Raw genomic sequence first — 14,539 nt, 5'->3', positions numbered from 1 at the left:
CGCCCGGAACGGGCCTGAGCTGCTAGTTTTCCGCCCGGGAAGTTTTTCGGCGCCGGCTGTCGATCCAGCGGCCGGCCGTTCGACGCGTAGGCAACGGCAACGAAGGGAGACCGCCATGCGGTTCATGGTGATCGTCAAGACGAACGAGGACTCCGAGGCGGGCAAGGGCCCCAGCGCGGAGATGCTGGAGGAGATGGCGAAGTTCAACGAAGAGATGGTCAAGGCCGGCATCCTGCTCGCCGGCGAAGGCCTCACCCCGAGCTCGGAGGGCGCGCGGGTCGTCTTCTCCGGCACCGAGGAGCCCAAGGTCGTCGACGGCCCGTTCGCCGAGACGAAGGAACTCGTCGGCGGCTTCTGGATCCTCCAGTGCCGCGACCGCGAAGAGTGCATCGAGTGGATCAAGCGGATGCCCAACCCCGGCGGCCGGCCCGGCGAGATCGAGATCCGGCGCGTCGCCGAGGCGGCCGACTACGAGAACATGACGCCCGAGCTCGAAGCGCTGGAGGGCCGGCTCCGCGCGCAGAGCGCCGGGCAGGCGTGATGCGCTTCCTGGTGATGGTGAAGGCCGACGCCGAGGCCGACGCGGCCGGCCTCAAGCCCGACGCCGAGGACCTGGCCGCGATGACGAAGTTCAACGACCGGCTGTTCAGCGAAGGCCGGATCGTGCTCGTGGACGGGTTGACGCCGAGCGCGGAAGGCGCGCGGGTCGTCTTCGACGGCGAAGTCGAGCCGAAGGTCATCGACGGCCCCTTCGCGGAGACGAAGGAATTGGTGGCCGGCTTCTGGGTGCTGAACGGCGAGTCACTGGAGGACGTCGTCGCGCTGATGAAACAGGCGCCCAACCCCGGGGCGAAGAGCGGCGTGCTGGAGATTCGCCCGATCAGCGAGTAGTGGGTTGCACCGCGCGTAATCAGCCTGTCTGATGGCCGGGTGACGGTTGCGGACACCCGGAGAACGGTCGAAACGGTCTGGCGGATCGAGTCGCCGCGGCTCATCGCGGGCCTGGCCCGGATGGCTCGCGGTGACGTCGGCCTCGCCGAGGAACTGGCCCAGGACGCGCTGGTCGCGGCGCTGGAGCAGTGGCCGGAGTCCGGCGTGCCCCGCAACCCCGGCGCGTGGCTGATGACCATCGCCAAGCGCCGCGCGGTCGACCAGTTCCGCCGCAACGAGCGCTACGCGGAGAAGCTCGAGGAAGTGGGGCGCGACCAGCGGCTGGGCGACGGCGTCCTGCCCGACTTCGACGCCGCGCTCGACGACCACATCGAGGACGACGTCCTCCGCCTGCTGTTCGTCGCCTGCCACCCGGTGCTGAACACGCAGGCCCGGGTGGCGCTGACGCTGCGCATGCTCGGCGGCCTGACCACGGACGAGATCGCGCGCGCGTTCCTGGTCCGCGAATCGACGATCGCCCAGCGGATCGTCCGGGCGAAGAAGGCGCTTTCGGCGGCGAAAGTGCCGTTCGAGGTGCCGGAGGGCGACGAGCGCGTCGCCCGGCTGTCGTCCGTGCTCGAGGTCATCTACCTGGTGTTCAACGAGGGGTATTCGGCCACCCGCGGCGACGACTGGATGCGGCCGGCGCTGTGCGAGGAGGCGATGCGGCTCGGCCGCGTGCTCGCCGGGCTGATGCCGGGCGAGTCGGAGGTCCACGGCCTGGTCGCGCTGATGGAACTGCAGGCGTCCCGCGCGAAGGCCCGCACCGCCCCGAACGGCGAACCGGTGCTGCTGCTGGACCAGGACCGCTCCCGCTGGGACCGGTTCCTGATCCAGCACGGCCTCGCGGCGCTGACGCTGTCGGAGGAAATCGCCGAGGGCGCGTACGGCCCGTACTCCGCCCAGGCGGCGATCGCGGCCTGCCACGCGCGGGCCCGCACGGCCGAGGAGACGGACTGGGTGCGGATCGCGGCGCTCTACGAAGGGCTCGGCAAGCTGCAGCCGTCGCCGGTGATCGAGCTGAACCGGGGGGTCGCGGTGGCGATGGCGTACGGGCCGTCGGCGGGCCTGGCGGTGGTCGACGCGGTCGCCGACGAACCCGCGCTGAAGGACTACCACCTGCTGCCCAGCGTCCGCGGCGACCTCCTGCAGAAACTGGGCAGGCTCGAGGAGGCCGAGCGGGAGTTCCGGCGGGCGGCGGAGCTGACGGAGAACACCCGCGAGCGCGCGCTGCTGCTGGACCGCGCGACGGCGGCGAGCCGCTAGCGGCCCCGCCAGGCGAGCGGCGACAGCGTCAACGCCGCTTCGGCGATCTTCCGCGCGGTCTCCGTCTTCAGGCCCTTCTGCGCGGATTCGATCCACTCGCCGACCGGCCGCACGCCGATGTCCCGGTATTCGAGGGCCTGCAGCAGCATCTCCAGCTTGTCCGCGTCCTTGGCGCACCACGCTTCCGCCGACTCCCGCGTCTCGTACTCGTCGACGGCCTCGCGCACGAGGTCACGCGACCGCGGTGGCAGCGCGGCCGTCTGGTCGGCGGTGATCTCGCGCGGCTCCGGCTTGCGCAGGTAGTCCCCGGCCGTCAGCGGCAGGTCGCCGGTGCGCGTCTCCTGCGTGTCGTGCCACAGCGCGAGGAACGCTGCCCGCTCCGGGGCGGCGCCCTCCTCCACCGCGATCAGCGCCGCCAGCTGGGCCGCACGCAGGCTGTGCTCGCCGACCGACTCCGGGTCGCGGACGCCCGCGTGCCACCAGCCGGACCTCCTGACGCGTTTCAGGAGCCCGAGCTCGTAACCGAAGGACGCCAGCGGCTCACTCATGCCGCCCAGCCTATGGCGACGGGACCATCGCCGTCAGGATCGTCGCCTGGAGGAGCGAAATCACCCCGACCACCGCGGTGAGCAGCAGCGACCACAGGAACGTCTGCCGCAGCAGCGAGCCCTCCTTGCCGCTCTGCCCGATCGCCGTCGCGCCGATCGACAGGTTCTGCGGCGAGATCATCTTGCCCATCACGCCGCCCGAGGTGTTCGTCGCGCCCGCGAGGACCGGGTTGAGGTTCAGCTGCTGCGCCGAGATCACCTGCATCGGGCCGAAGAGGCTGTTCGTCGACGCGTCCGAACCGGTCAGGAACACGCCGAGCCAGCCGATGTAGGCCGAGAACAGCGGGAACACCGCGCCGGTCGTCGCCAGGGCCAGGCCCAGCGTCTGCGTCGCGCCCGAGTAGTTCATCACGAACGCGATGGCCAGGATCATGAAGATCGTCGCGAGCGCCCAGCGCATCTGGAACAGCGTGCTGCGGTACGTCCTGAGCAGCAGGCCCGGCCGCGCGCCCATCGCGAACCCGGCGATCACCGCCGCGACCAGCGCGACCGTGCCGGGCGAGAACAGGAAGTCGACGGTCAGCGTCGCCGCGTACGGCGTGTTCTTCGCCGTGATGGGCGGGTGCTGCACGACGTGGTTGTGCAGGCCCGGCCACGCGAAGACCCAGTCGGCCTTGTGCAGCAGCTTGGTCAGGTCGAGCCAGGCGGGCAGGTTCTTGAAGATCGTGCCGATCCGCGACAGGAAGATCGCCAGGATCAGGATGATGTAGGGCATCCACGCGTAGAGCGCCCCGCGCTCGGCCTGCGCGGCGCCGAGGCTCTTGACCGCGGGCGCTTCTTCGCCCTCGAAGCGCCACACCGCGGCGGGCTGCCAGAACCGGGTCAGTGTCCACAGCGCGGCCATCGCGGTGAGCGCGGCGAGGACGTCGACCAGGCTGGCGCTGATGTAGTTGGACGCGACGAACTGCATGACCGCGAAGGCGAGCCCGGCGGTCAGCACGGCGGGCCACACCTCGAGCATGCGCTTCCAGCCGGCCAGCACCACGACCAGGAACGCCGGGATGATCAGCGCCAGCACCGGAACCTGGCGCCCGACGGCCGCCGAGAACAGCTCGGTCGCCTGGTCCTGCTTGAGGTGCATGATCGGCGCGGTCAGCCTGCCGAGCACGATCAGCGGGTTGCCGAGGCCGCCGAACGCGACCGGCGCGGTGTTCGCCAGCAGCGCCAGCACGACGGCCTTGACCGGCGGGAACCCGAGCGCGGCCATCATCGCCGCGGTGATCGCGATCGGCGACCCGCCGCCCGCGACGCCTTCCAGCAGCGCGCCGAAGCCGAACGCGATGAGCAGCGCCTGCAGCCGCCGGTCTTCGCTGAACCCGGCGAGGACGCGCTTGATCGCGTCGAACCGGCCGGTGGCGACGGTGACGTTGTGGAAGTACACGGCGTGGAAGGCGATCCACGCCACCGACCACACGCCGAACACGAGCCCCATCGCCGCGGAGTCGAACGCCAGCGCGGCCGGCATCCGGTACAGCAGCAGGGCGACACCGAGCGCGGTGACCAGCGCGAGGGCCGCGGAGAGGTGCGCGGAAAAGCGGATCACGCCGAGCGAAACCAGCAGCACGATGATCGGCAGCGCGGCGAGCAGCGCGGAGACCCACAGTCCGCCCGCCGGCTGGTAGTCCTGGATCCACGTCACGATCGGCTCCTTTGCCGGGTGCTCAGGCAGGCCGGCCCCGGACGTACCCGAGCCGGAGGGAAAGGGCGGCGGCGGTCCCGGCCACGGAGGCGCCGAGTTCGTCGAGGCGCCGCAGCACGCGCGGAGCGGGCCCGGCGATGCTGATGGCGGCGATCGGCCGCCCCGAGTGGTCCCGCACGGCGGCGGCGACGCACCCGACGTCGGGCTCGTTCTCGACCTCGTCGATCGCCCACCCGCGGCGGCTGGTCTTCGCGAGCTCGTCGAGCAGCCGGTGCGGATCGCTGATGGTCTTGAGGGTCAGCGGATCCAGCTTCATCCGCCGCACCCGTTCGAGCCGGTCGGCCTCGGGCAGCGCGGCGAGCCAGGCCTTCCCGAGCGACGTGGCGTGCTGCGGCCGCCGGGTACCGAGCCGGCAGGCGAGGGTGACGGCACTGGCACTGCGTTCGGTGGCGACGTAGACCATGGTGTCGTTGTCGGGAACGGCGAGGTAGGTGGTCTCCCCGGACCGTTCGGCGAGCGAGGCGAGGTACCGCGGAGCACACCGGTGCAGATCGGTGGCGGCCATCGCGCGGGCCCCGAGTTCGACGAGCCGCGTACCGAGCCGCACGCGTCCGGTGACCTGGTCGGCTTCGAGGTACTCGAGGTTCTTCAGGGTGCCGACGATGCGGTAGGCGGCACTGCGGGAAAGCCCCAGTTGCCGCGCGATCGCATTGGTGGAAATCTCCTGGTGCCTGCCGACGTGCTCCAGCACGGCGAGTCCGCGTTCGAGCGTCCCGCTTTGTTCCAGCCCGCGCTCCGGTCCCACGTTGCCCTCCGTTGGACAGTTCCCGCTCAGCGGTACGCCTTTCCGCTGGCTGGGGTTGGACGGTAACACCTCCGATGTATCTGGGGAAGATCTTGTATTTTTTCGCAACAATGCGGGTAGTTGTGGATGCTAATTGGTTCAACATCCGATGGTTAAGTTTCCTACCTATGGCGGTTGCGGAGTTGTGGACGGCTGCGTTCGACGGGTTCGAGGGTGGGTTTGTTCATATGCGTGAATGGGCGGAGGGTTGTGCACAGGGTGTCGGCAATGTGGACAAACCGGCTGTGCGGCGCGTTTTTTTCGGAGTTCTTGTCGGCTTGCGCCGATACGCTGGACCCGGGGGGCGCCCCCGCGGCGGCGCGAGTCATGCCGGGCCTGGCGACCACAGCTCCTTGAGCGGGAACTGCAAAAGCAACGGGGGCACCGGGTGGGCGGTTTCGGGCCGGTGGGGTACTGCCGCGACCCGCCCAAGTCGCCTATGCGACCCGCTGGCTTGACGTCGCAAGCCGGGCTCGCCCGCTGGCGCGGCTCGCCCGCTGGCGCGGCTCGCCCGCTGGCGCGGCTCGCCCGCTAGCGCGGCCCGATCCGATCCCCGCGCTGGCCATCACATCCGGCACGCACCCGATCGACGCGGCCGTGTTCGCGCGCCGGGCACCTTGGCACCGATCAGGCAAATCCAAGGGGCAACTCAGAACGCAGCCGCCGCCGCTCGAACCTCGTCGAGAGCCTGCCGCGCAGCCTCGCCGAACTCCTCCGCACTCCCGCAACTCCACCGCTCGTAAGCAATCCCCATCGCCAACGCCCCCAACTCCGCGGCCACGCAAGCAGTCAGCTCCGGCACCCCACGCCCCCGCAAGGCCGCACTCATCGCCCCCGTCAGCGCCAGCCCCTTCAACGCCTCCCGCTCCCGCAACTCCGGGTGCGCCGCGATCACCGACCGCCGTAGCGCGCTGAACTCCCTCCGCTCCGCCGTGAACGCCTCCCGCCCGACCGCGTCCATGGCGAAACCCAGCGCCTCGAGCGGCCCGGCCGCCTCCGGCGCCGCCGCAAGCGCCGAGCTCAGCAGCTCCGCCATCGTCCCGCCGCCGAAGAGGACCTCGCGCTTGTCCTGGAAATGCCGGAAGAACGTGCTCTTCGTCAGCCCCGCGCGCCGGGCGATGTCGATCACCGTCGTGTTCTCGTAGCCGCGCTCGGCGAACAGGTCGAGGGCGGCCCTGGTCAGCCTCTCCGGTGCGTTCGGTTCCCAGCGGCCCATGGCCGCCAGCTTACGGTACTTGGTCCCGTCAAACCGTGTACGGTGATGGGACCAAGTCCCATGACCGAGGAGGTCCCCGTGAGCCGAGCCGTCGTCTACCAGAAGTTCGGTGGTCCCGAGGTGCTCGAACTGCGAGACGTCCCGGAGCCGCACGCCGGCCCCGGCGAGGTGCGCGTGCGCGTGACCGCCGCCGGGCTGAACCCGATGGACTGGGGCCTTGCCGCCGTGCCCGAGGCCGCCGCGCGGTTCGGCGTCACCCTTCCGTCCGGCTTCGGGTACGACTTCGCCGGCGTGATCGACGAAGGGCCGGGCGCGGGCGATCGCGTCTACGGTGGCGCGCTCGGACGGGCCGTTGCCGACTTCGTGGTCGTCAAAGCGGGCGAACCGCTGTTCCGCACGCCGGACGGTGTCAGTGACGAAGTCGCGAGCACGCTGCCGGTGGCCGGCTCCTCCGCGGCCGCCGCGCTGGCCGTGGCCGGCCTGCGGGCCGGTGACACCGTCCTGGTCGGGGGCGCGGCCGGCGGCGTCGGCATCTTCGCCGTCCAGCTCGCGAAGCTCGCCGGCGCCACCGTCATCGGCACCGCGGGCGAAGGCACCTTCCCGTTCCTGCGCGAGCTCGGCGCCGAGCCCGTCACCTACGGGCCCGGCCTGGCGGACCGCGTCCGGGACCGGGGCGTCACCGCGGCCGTCGACCTCTTCGGCACCGAGACGGCGGAGGCCGCGCTGGAGCTCGGCGTCGCACCCGAGCGGATCGCCACGATCGCCGCCGGGCCCACTCCGCCCGGCGGGGTGCGGGCCACCGGGGGCGCCGAGGCCGAGCCGGGGGCACTGGCGAAGATCGCCGACGCGATCGCCGCCGGTGCGCTCACCGTGCCCGTCGCCGCCGTCTTCCCGGTCGAGCGGATCCGGGACGCCGTCGCCCTGCAGGCCGGGCGGCACGTGCACGGCAAGGTCGTCGTCACGCTCTAGAGAGCGGGGTCACGGACTCAGGGAAATCACAGGGCCCGGCAGGCACCATCCAGCCGATGTCCCTCCGAAGTCCCCTCCGCACCCGCGCGTCCGTGGCCGCCGGGCGGCTGACCGCCTGGCTGTCGCGCAGTTCGGGGCTCGGCCGCGGTGGCATGATCGGCGGCCGCGTCACGCTGGCCCTCGATCCGCAGGCTCTGCGGCGCCTCGGCCGGGAACGCACCGTCGTGCTCGTCACCGGCACCAACGGCAAGACCACGACCTCCCTGATGATCACCCGCGCGTTGGAAACCCTGGCCGAAGTGGCCGCCAACAGCGACGGCGCGAACATGCCCGACGGCATCCTCGCCGCGCTGACCGCCCGGCCCGACGCCCCGTACGCCGTGCTCGAGGTCGACGAGACCTACCTGCCCTGGGTGGCCGACCAGGTCCGGCCCGCGGTCCTCGTCCTGCTCAACCTGAGCCGCGACCAGCTGGACCGGGTCGGCGAGGTCCGCGCCATGGAACGCGACCTGCGGGCCGCCATCGCGGGCTTGCCCGGCACTGTCGTCGTCGCGAACTGCGACGACGTCCTGGTGACGTCCGCGGCGAGCGCCGCCGCGAAGCTCGTGTGGGTCAGCACGGGCCGCCGCTGGACCGGCGACTCGACCGCGTGCCCGCGTTGCGAAGGCCGCGTCGAGACCCACGAGCGGCACTGGGGCTGCGCGTGCGGGCTCGCCCGGCCGGAGCCCGGCTGGACGCTCGACGGCGACCTCGTCGTCACCCCCGGCGGCCGCCACGTCGACCTCGACCTGCGGCTGCCCGGCGAGGTGAACCGCGCGAACGCCGCGCTCGCGCTCGCCGCCGCGCACCGGCTCGGCGTGCCGCCGCACACCGCCGCGGCGCGGCTGCGGACCATCACCGACATCGGCGGGCGCTACCGCACGATCCGCCGGTCGCGGCACTCCGTGCGGCTGATGCTGGCGAAGAACCCGGCCGGCTGGGTCGAGACGCTGCGCGTGCTGGACGAGGACACCCCGGTCGTGGTCGCGGTCAACGCGCAGGAGGCCGACGGCCGCGACCTGTCCTGGCTGTGGGACGTCCACTTCGAACGGCTCCGCGGGCGCCAGGTGGTCGTGACGGGCGAGCGCGGCGCCGACCTGTCCGTCCGGCTCTGCTACGCCGAGGTCGCGCACTGGGCCGAGCCGGACGCGGTCGCCGCGATCGACACGCTGCCGCCCGGCGCCGTCGAGCTCGTCGCCAACTACACGGCGTTCCGCGACCTGGTGGGCAGGCTGCCCGGTGGCTGACTCGACCGTCCACATCGGACTGCTGTTGCCGGAGGTGCTCGGCACCTACGGCGACACCGGCAACGCGCAGGTGCTCGGCAAGCGGCTGCAGTGGCGCGGGCTCGACGCCGAGGTGGTGCCGGTCGGGCTCGGCGACCCGGTGCCGTCCACTTTGGACCTGTACCTGCTCGGCGGCGGCGAGGACGGCGCACAGGCGCTGGCCGCCGCGCACCTGCGCAAGTACCCCGGCCTGCGGCGGGCCGTCGCGGGCGGCGCGGTCGTCTTCGGCGTGTGCGCCGGCCTGCAGGTGCTCGGCACCCGCTTCCGCGGCCTCGACGGCGTCGACCACGACGGCCTCGGCCTGCTCGACGTCACCACCGAACCCGGCCCGCAGCGCGCGGTCGCCGAGCTGGTCGCGACGCCGTCGCGGCTGCTGGACGGGCAGGCGCTGACCGGGTTCGAGAACCACCTCGGCGTCAGCAAGCTCGGCACCGGCAGCGAACCACTCGGGCGGGTGGTGCGCGGCACCGGAAACGGCGACGGCACCGAGGGCGCGGTGACCGACCGGGTCGTCGGCACCTACCTGCACGGCCCGGCGCTCGCCCGCAACCCCGCGCTGGCCGACCTGCTGCTGGCCTGGACGATCGGCCACCCGCTCGGCCCGTTGAGCCTGCCCGAGGTCGAACGCCTGCGCGGCGAACGGCTGACCGTGGCCCGGCGCCGCCGAGGCGCGTGACCCGGTGGCGACGAGCGTGCCGCGGCTGGTCGGGCGGGGCGAGACGCTCGTTCGTGGCTACGCTGCGTTGGTGAAACTCGGCAGGGTCATCGCCGCGACCGGCGTCCGGATGCGCACCACCGCGGTGGCGGTGTTCGCGCTCGCGCTGGCTGTCGCCGCCGCGGGCGTGGTCGTGGTGATCCTGCTCGAGGAGTCGCTCGACCGCAGCGTCACCGAGAGTGCCCGCAGCACCGGGCGCCAGGTCGCCATCCAGCTCGTCCGCGAAGGCGCGCGTGACCTGAGCGCCAGCGACGTCGCCAGCACCGGCGACACCGAGGCCGTCACGCAGGTGCTGGACGCGCGGGGCAAGCCGATCGCCAGCGACCCGGCGATCGTCGGGCACCCGCCGCTGACCACGGCTCGCCCGGCCGTCGGCCACGAGGTCATCGAGACCCTCCCGCTGGGGCTGAACGGCGACAGCGACGACTACCGCGTGGTGTCGCAGGAGGTGAACGGGCCGGGCGGGCCGTTCACCGTGATCTCCGCGCGCTCCCTGGAACCGGTGACGGAGGCGTCGACGCGGCTGACGCTGCTGCTCGGGCTGATCGCCGTGCCGCTGCTGGCGATCGCCGGGTTCGCGGTGTACCGCGCGGTCGGCTCGGCGCTGCGGCCGGTCGAGCGGATGCGCCGGACCGTCGCGGAGATCTCCACACGCGACCTCACCGCGCGCGTGCCGCTGCCGCCGGGCGGCGACGAGGTGCACCGGCTGGCCGTGACGCTCAACGAGATGCTCGGGCGGCTGGCGTCGGCGCAGGCCGCGCAACGCCGGTTCGTCGCCGACGCCAGCCACGAGCTGCGCTCGCCGCTGTCGACGATCAGCACCGCGCTCGACGTCTCCGGGCGGCACCCGGAAAGCACCGGCGACCTGGTGCCGGTGATCGGCCGCGAAACCGCGCGGCTGCGCGAGCTCGTCGACGACCTGCTCATGCTCGCCCGCACCGACGACACGACCGACCGGCCGCAGCGCACCGAGGTCGACCTCGACGACATCGTCCGCGCCGAGGCCGAGCGGCTGCGCGGCGAGAGCACACTGGACGTCGAGGTCCGGGCTGGGCCGGCGAAGGTGCACGGCAGCGAGGCCCAGCTGCGGCGGGCGGTGCGCAACCTGGTCGACAACGCCCGCGGGCACGCGCGCACGCGCATCCGCGTCAGCAGCGCGGTGCGCGGCGACCTCGCCGTCGTCGAGGTGAGCGACGACGGCCCCGGCGTCGGGCCCGCCGACCGGGAGCGGATCTTCGAGCGGTTCGTCCGGCTCGACGCGTCGCGGCAGCGCGGGCACGGCGGCACCGGGCTGGGCCTGCCGATCGTGGCCGGCATCGCGGCGCGCCACGGCGGCCGGGCGTGCTACGCCGCGTCGGAGGAGCCCGGTGCGCGGTTCGTGATCGAGCTGCCGGTGATCGAACTGCCGAAGGAGGAGTAGTGCGCCTGCTGATCGTGGAGGACGAGCGCGAGTTCGCGGAGACGCTGCGGCGGGGCCTGGTCGCCGAGGGCTTCACCGCCGACGTCGCGCACACCGGTCGCGAGGGCCTCTGGCGGGCGACCGAGCACGAGTACGACGTCGTGGTGCTCGACATCATGCTGCCCGAGCTGTCCGGTTACGAGGTGCTCAAACGCCTGCGGGCGGCGGAGAACTGGACGCCGGTGCTGATGCTGACGGCGAAGGACGGCGAGTACGACGAAGCCGACGCCTTCGACCTCGGCGCCGACGACTACCTCTCCAAGCCGTTCTCGTTCGTCGTGCTCATCGCGCGGCTGCGGGCGCTGCTGCGCCGCGGCGCGCCGGCCCGCCCGGCCGTGCTGGAGGCGGGCGACCTGCGGCTCGACCCCTCCGCCCGGACCGTCCACAGGGGACAGAAGCGGATCGAGCTGACCGCGCGGGAGTTCGGGTTGCTGGAGTTCCTGCTGCGGCGCGCGGGAACGGCGTTGTCGAAGAACGAGATCCTCGGCCACGTCTGGGACGCGCACTACGACGGCGACGAGAACGTCGTCGAGGTGTACATCGGGTACCTGCGGCGCAAGATCGACGCGCCGTTCGGCACGCACACCATCGAGACGGTGCGCGGGGTGGGCTACCGGCTGGTGGACGTTACCCGATCGTGACGTGAAGACCGTTTACCGGAAATTGGTTCCGGTGGCGGTTCCGGCGTTGCGCCGTTTGTCTCCCCGGGTTGCCGCGTATTGCCCAATCGTGCGCGCGAACCGGTGAAAAATACCGTGCCGCGACCGCCGTGCACGTGATCCTCCCGGTTGCTACCGTGGGCCACCCACCCGCGACGAGGAAAGCGATGACGGAATCGCCACCACCTTTCCCTGCCCTCGACAACAATACGCCGGAACCCGCCGGGAAATCCGTTTCCCGGCTCCGCGCCGCCGACGCCATCCAGGCGGCGACGGCCCAGTTCGGCGTGGTGACGGGCCAGACCCCGCACGCGGTGACCGGGATCCGCAGCCGTGGCAACGGGGCCTGGTCCGTGCTCCTCGACGTCGTCGAGCTGGCCCGGATCCCGGACTCCACCAGCGTGATGGCCACCTACCGGGTGGACGTCGACGCGGACGGCGAACTCGCCGCGTGCGAGCGGCTGCGGCGGTTCACGCGGGGCACCACCGATTCCTGAAAGGAAGGTCGACAGATTGGCCGCTTCGTCCGATTCGTTGGCGGACATTCTGGAACGCGTGCTCGACAAGGGTGTCGTGATAGCCGGTGACATCGGCGTCAGCGTGGTCGACGTCGAATTGCTGACCCTGCGGATCCGCCTCTTCATCGCGTCCGCGCAGACCGCCCGTGAAATGGGCATGGACTGGTGGACGAACGACCCGTTCTTCGCGCCGAATGCCGAACGCCGTGAACTGGCGGCCCGCGTCGCCGATCTGGAGGCCCGGCTGCCCGTGCCGGGCGGGAAGGAAGAACCCCGGTGAGCACCGGAAACTGGCTCTGCGCGTACGCGATCACCCGCAACCGGCCGTCCACCTGGGACGTGGACCCGGCGCCGCGGCTCATCGGCTACCGCGACCTCGGCGTGGTGGTCTCCGAGGTGGCGCCGGCCCGCTTCGACCGCATCGACACGCTCGACCCGGTCGACGGCACGCTCGCCGAGCTCGCCCGCGAGCACGACGCGGTGGTGCGCGCGGTGTTCCGCAGCGAGCCGGTGCTGCCGCTGCGGTTCGGCACGGTCCTCGACGGTGAGGACGCGGCCCGCCGGCTGCTGGCGGCGGGGTACGACCAGGCCCGCGACTGCCTCGACGAGGTGGCCGGCCACCGCGAGTGGGGCATCCGGATCCGGCACACGGAACCGGCCGCGACCACCCGCCCGGACGCGGCGGGCCTGACGGGCACGCAGTACCTGGTCAGGCGCCGCGAGCGGCTGAAGGCGATCCAGCGAGCCCGCGAAGACGTGGTCGGCGCGGCGGACCGGCTCGAGGAGGCCCTGCGCAGGCAGGCGGCGGACAGCGTGGGGCGCGCGCGGCCCCACGGCGTGCTGGTGAACACGGCGTACCTGGTGGAGACGAGCCGCGAGGCGGAGTTCCACGCGGAGGTGGAGTGGTTCGCCCGCGAGCTGCGCGCGGCGGGCGCCACGGTGGAGACGTCGGGCCCGTGGCCGCCGTACTCGTTCACGGACGTCAAGCTCGGCGTGGCCGCCGATGCCTGACACCGGGGTGCCGGGGCTGCCCGCGGCGGTGGGGGACGACCTGCTCGCCGAGGTCTTCACGCCGAGCGGCACCAACGCCGCCGAGGCCGTCGTCGACCTGCTCGACCGGGTCGTGCACCGCGGGGCCGTCGTCACCGGGGACGTGATCATCTCGCTGGCCGGCATCGATCTCGTGCGGCTCGACCTGCGGTTGCTGCTGCTCGGCATCGAAGGGACACCCGGATGACCCAGCGCATCGCCGCCGACGCCGGCCGTGGGCTCGGGCACCTGGTCGTCACCGTGCTCGACATCCTCAAGGAGGTGCTGGAGCGGCAGGCGCTGCGCCGGCTCGACGCCGGCACCCTCACCCCGGACCAGGTCGAAGCGCTCGGCCAGGCCCTGATCGCGCTGGAGCTCCGGTTCGCCGAGATCCGCGCCGCCCTCGACGAAATCCCTGCGACCGAAGGAGCGAAGTGACCAGACCGGGCCAGACCGGTGGCACCCTCACCGACACCCTCAACGTCCTGCTGGACAAGGGACTCGTCATCGACGCCACGGTGAAGGTGTCCCTGATCGGGATCGAGCTGCTGTCGATCGAGGCCAGGGTCGTGATCGCCAGCGTCGACACCTACATCCGCTACCTCGAGGCGATGCAGCGGGTGAACGCGCAGGGGCAGCAGCCCAACCCCGGGCAGGTCTCCATCGGGCTCGGGCAGACCGTCGGGCTGATCCCGCCGCCGCCACCGACACCGGCCGTCGCGGTGCCGGTCGAGCCCGCCATCCCCGTCGAACAGCCGTGACGCTGCAGCTCTACGGCGTCGTGCGGGCCGGGCACCCGCGTGCGCCGCGGACGGTGTGCTGGGAGGACCTCGCGATGGTCGTCGGCGATCCCGAGCCCGACCCGGCGGCGCACCTGGCGGTGGTGTCCGCGCTCGTCGAGGGCGGCCCGGTGCTGCCGGTCCGGTTCGGCACCGTGGCCGAAGACGAGGAGACCGTCCGCACCGAGGTGCTCGCCCCGGCCGCCGGCGCCTACCGCGCCGACCTCGACCGGCTCGACGGGCTGGCCGAGGTGCACGTCTGCCTGCGGTTCACCGAACCCGGGTCGGCGTGGCGGGCGGCCCGCTCGGACGTCCTGCTCTCGCGGGTCGCCGAACGCGCCCGCGACTCCGTGGCGCTGCCCGCCGGCGAGAGCGCCGACGAGCGGTGGGCGTTCCTGGTCGGGCTGGGTGACCTGCTCGTCGTCCGCGACGCGGTCGCCGGGCTGGCTCGCGACGACGGCGTCCAGGCGGACTGGCTCGGGCCGCTGCCCGCGTACAGCTTCCTCGACCGGCGGACGTGCTCCCGCTGGAGCTGGTGAGCGGGGGCGGAACAGTCGCTGAACACTGGTCACGGCCCTGGCTG

19 protein-coding genes are annotated in these 14,539 nt (G+C 72.4%); 15 read left to right on the top strand and 4 right to left on the bottom strand.

Going from position 1 to position 14,539, the window contains the following annotated elements; genetic code table 11:
- The first annotated feature begins 115 nt into the window (after window positions 1-115).
- Genes OO60_RS16510 through OO60_RS16500 form a run of 3 tightly spaced genes read left to right on the top strand, consistent with a single transcriptional unit; the run spans window position 116 to window position 2,196 of the window.
- Complete coding sequence (locus tag OO60_RS16510) at window positions 116-541, top strand: YciI family protein (protein WP_004562356.1); 426 nt, start codon at window positions 116-118, stop codon at window positions 539-541.
- The gene (locus OO60_RS16505) at window positions 541-891 is read left to right on the top strand and encodes a YciI family protein (protein WP_004562355.1); all 351 of its coding nucleotides are present in this window, start codon (window positions 541-543) and stop codon (window positions 889-891) included. Before OO60_RS16510 ends, OO60_RS16505 begins: the two co-directional genes overlap by 1 nt.
- A 39-nt stretch (window positions 892-930) precedes the next feature.
- On the top strand, window positions 931-2,196 hold the full coding sequence (locus OO60_RS16500; RefSeq protein ID WP_004562354.1) for an RNA polymerase sigma factor: 1,266 nt from the start codon (window positions 931-933) through the stop codon (window positions 2,194-2,196).
- On the opposite strand, the gene OO60_RS16495 is transcribed toward OO60_RS16500, so the two are convergent.
- The 4 genes from OO60_RS16495 to OO60_RS16480 form a co-directional block, all read right to left on the bottom strand.
- Window positions 2,193-2,744, bottom strand: coding sequence for an HD domain-containing protein (locus tag OO60_RS16495; protein ID WP_004562353.1), 552 nt, complete (start codon window positions 2,742-2,744; stop codon window positions 2,193-2,195). The two genes, OO60_RS16500 and OO60_RS16495, sit on opposite strands and share 4 nt — an antisense overlap.
- Before the next feature lie 10 nt (window positions 2,745-2,754).
- A complete protein-coding gene (locus OO60_RS16490) occupies window positions 2,755-4,443 on the bottom strand; it encodes an L-lactate permease (protein ID WP_004562352.1) in 1,689 nt (562 codons plus the stop codon).
- 22 nt (window positions 4,444-4,465) lie between these two features.
- Window positions 4,466-5,248 carry an IclR family transcriptional regulator gene (locus OO60_RS16485; RefSeq protein ID WP_004562351.1) on the bottom strand — a complete coding sequence of 261 codons (783 nt, stop codon included), beginning with the start codon at window positions 5,246-5,248 and terminating at the stop codon, window positions 4,466-4,468.
- 688 nt (window positions 5,249-5,936) lie between these two features.
- The gene (locus OO60_RS16480; protein ID WP_004562350.1) at window positions 5,937-6,503 is read right to left on the bottom strand and encodes a TetR/AcrR family transcriptional regulator; all 567 of its coding nucleotides are present in this window, start codon (window positions 6,501-6,503) and stop codon (window positions 5,937-5,939) included.
- 78 nt (window positions 6,504-6,581) lie between these two features.
- On the opposite strand from OO60_RS16480, the gene OO60_RS16475 reads away from it, so the two are divergent.
- The 12 genes from OO60_RS16475 (at window position 6,582) to OO60_RS16420 (ending at window position 14,495) form a co-directional block, all read left to right on the top strand.
- The gene (locus OO60_RS16475; protein WP_081656098.1) at window positions 6,582-7,472 is read left to right on the top strand and encodes an NADP-dependent oxidoreductase; all 891 of its coding nucleotides are present in this window, start codon (window positions 6,582-6,584) and stop codon (window positions 7,470-7,472) included.
- 56 nt (window positions 7,473-7,528) lie between these two features.
- Complete coding sequence (locus OO60_RS16470; RefSeq protein ID WP_209441386.1) at window positions 7,529-8,758, top strand: MurT ligase domain-containing protein; 1,230 nt, start codon at window positions 7,529-7,531, stop codon at window positions 8,756-8,758.
- Window positions 8,751-9,473, top strand: coding sequence for a type 1 glutamine amidotransferase (locus OO60_RS16465; RefSeq protein ID WP_033261603.1), 723 nt, complete (start codon window positions 8,751-8,753; stop codon window positions 9,471-9,473). Before OO60_RS16470 ends, OO60_RS16465 begins: the two co-directional genes overlap by 8 nt.
- Window positions 9,474-9,543: 70 nt before the next feature.
- Window positions 9,544-10,932, top strand: a complete 1,389-nt coding sequence (locus OO60_RS16460) for a sensor histidine kinase (protein ID WP_244885525.1) — start codon at window positions 9,544-9,546, stop codon at window positions 10,930-10,932.
- The gene (locus OO60_RS16455; protein WP_004558522.1) at window positions 10,932-11,612 is read left to right on the top strand and encodes a response regulator transcription factor; all 681 of its coding nucleotides are present in this window, start codon (window positions 10,932-10,934) and stop codon (window positions 11,610-11,612) included. Before OO60_RS16460 ends, OO60_RS16455 begins: the two co-directional genes overlap by 1 nt.
- A gap of 185 nt (window positions 11,613-11,797) precedes the next feature.
- Window positions 11,798-12,127 carry a gas vesicle protein GvpO gene (gvpO, locus tag OO60_RS45865; RefSeq protein ID WP_004558523.1) on the top strand — a complete coding sequence of 110 codons (330 nt, stop codon included), beginning with the start codon at window positions 11,798-11,800 and terminating at the stop codon, window positions 12,125-12,127.
- A 16-nt stretch (window positions 12,128-12,143) separates the two neighbouring features.
- The gene (locus OO60_RS16445) at window positions 12,144-12,428 is read left to right on the top strand and encodes a gas vesicle protein (protein WP_004558524.1); all 285 of its coding nucleotides are present in this window, start codon (window positions 12,144-12,146) and stop codon (window positions 12,426-12,428) included.
- Complete coding sequence (locus tag OO60_RS16440) at window positions 12,425-13,159, top strand: GvpL/GvpF family gas vesicle protein (RefSeq protein WP_004558525.1); 735 nt, start codon at window positions 12,425-12,427, stop codon at window positions 13,157-13,159. Before OO60_RS16445 ends, OO60_RS16440 begins: the two co-directional genes overlap by 4 nt.
- The gene (gene gvpJ, locus OO60_RS16435; protein WP_004558526.1) at window positions 13,152-13,385 is read left to right on the top strand and encodes a gas vesicle protein GvpJ; all 234 of its coding nucleotides are present in this window, start codon (window positions 13,152-13,154) and stop codon (window positions 13,383-13,385) included. Before OO60_RS16440 ends, gvpJ (OO60_RS16435) begins: the two co-directional genes overlap by 8 nt.
- The gene (locus OO60_RS16430) at window positions 13,382-13,615 is read left to right on the top strand and encodes a gas vesicle protein K (protein ID WP_004558527.1); all 234 of its coding nucleotides are present in this window, start codon (window positions 13,382-13,384) and stop codon (window positions 13,613-13,615) included. The genes gvpJ (OO60_RS16435) and OO60_RS16430 overlap by 4 nt, the downstream gene beginning before the upstream one ends.
- A complete protein-coding gene (gene gvpJ / locus OO60_RS16425; protein ID WP_004558528.1) occupies window positions 13,612-13,938 on the top strand; it encodes a gas vesicle protein GvpJ in 327 nt (108 codons plus the stop codon). The genes OO60_RS16430 and gvpJ (OO60_RS16425) overlap by 4 nt, the downstream gene beginning before the upstream one ends.
- On the top strand, window positions 13,935-14,495 hold the full coding sequence (locus OO60_RS16420; protein ID WP_004558529.1) for a GvpL/GvpF family gas vesicle protein: 561 nt from the start codon (window positions 13,935-13,937) through the stop codon (window positions 14,493-14,495). Before gvpJ (OO60_RS16425) ends, OO60_RS16420 begins: the two co-directional genes overlap by 4 nt.
- Window positions 14,496-14,539: the final 44 nt, after the last annotated feature.

The organism is Amycolatopsis vancoresmycina (genome assembly GCF_000716785.1).
In the GTDB taxonomy this organism is placed as follows: Bacteria; Actinomycetota; Actinomycetes; order Mycobacteriales; family Pseudonocardiaceae; genus Amycolatopsis; species Amycolatopsis vancoresmycina.
This window is presented reverse-complemented; position numbering and strand designations above follow the sequence as displayed.

Bases quoted from the DNA above. Each gene is read 5' to 3' on its own strand.
- OO60_RS16510 (WP_004562356.1), top strand. From the start codon at position 116: ATGCGGTTCATGGTGATCGTCAAGACGAACGAGGACTCCGAGGCGGGC.
- OO60_RS16505 (WP_004562355.1), top strand. From the start codon at position 541: ATGCGCTTCCTGGTGATGGTGAAGGCCGACGCCGAGGCCGACGCGGCC.
- OO60_RS16495 (WP_004562353.1), bottom strand. From the start codon at position 2,744: ATGAGTGAGCCGCTGGCGTCCTTCGGTTACGAGCTCGGGCTCCTGAAA.
- OO60_RS16480 (WP_004562350.1), bottom strand. From the start codon at position 6,503: ATGGGCCGCTGGGAACCGAACGCACCGGAGAGGCTGACCAGGGCCGCC.
- OO60_RS16470 (WP_209441386.1), top strand. From the start codon at position 7,529: ATGTCCCTCCGAAGTCCCCTCCGCACCCGCGCGTCCGTGGCCGCCGGG.
- gvpO (WP_004558523.1), top strand. From the start codon at position 11,798: ATGACGGAATCGCCACCACCTTTCCCTGCCCTCGACAACAATACGCCG.
- gvpJ (WP_004558526.1), top strand. From the start codon at position 13,152: ATGCCTGACACCGGGGTGCCGGGGCTGCCCGCGGCGGTGGGGGACGAC.
- OO60_RS16430 (WP_004558527.1), top strand. From the start codon at position 13,382: ATGACCCAGCGCATCGCCGCCGACGCCGGCCGTGGGCTCGGGCACCTG.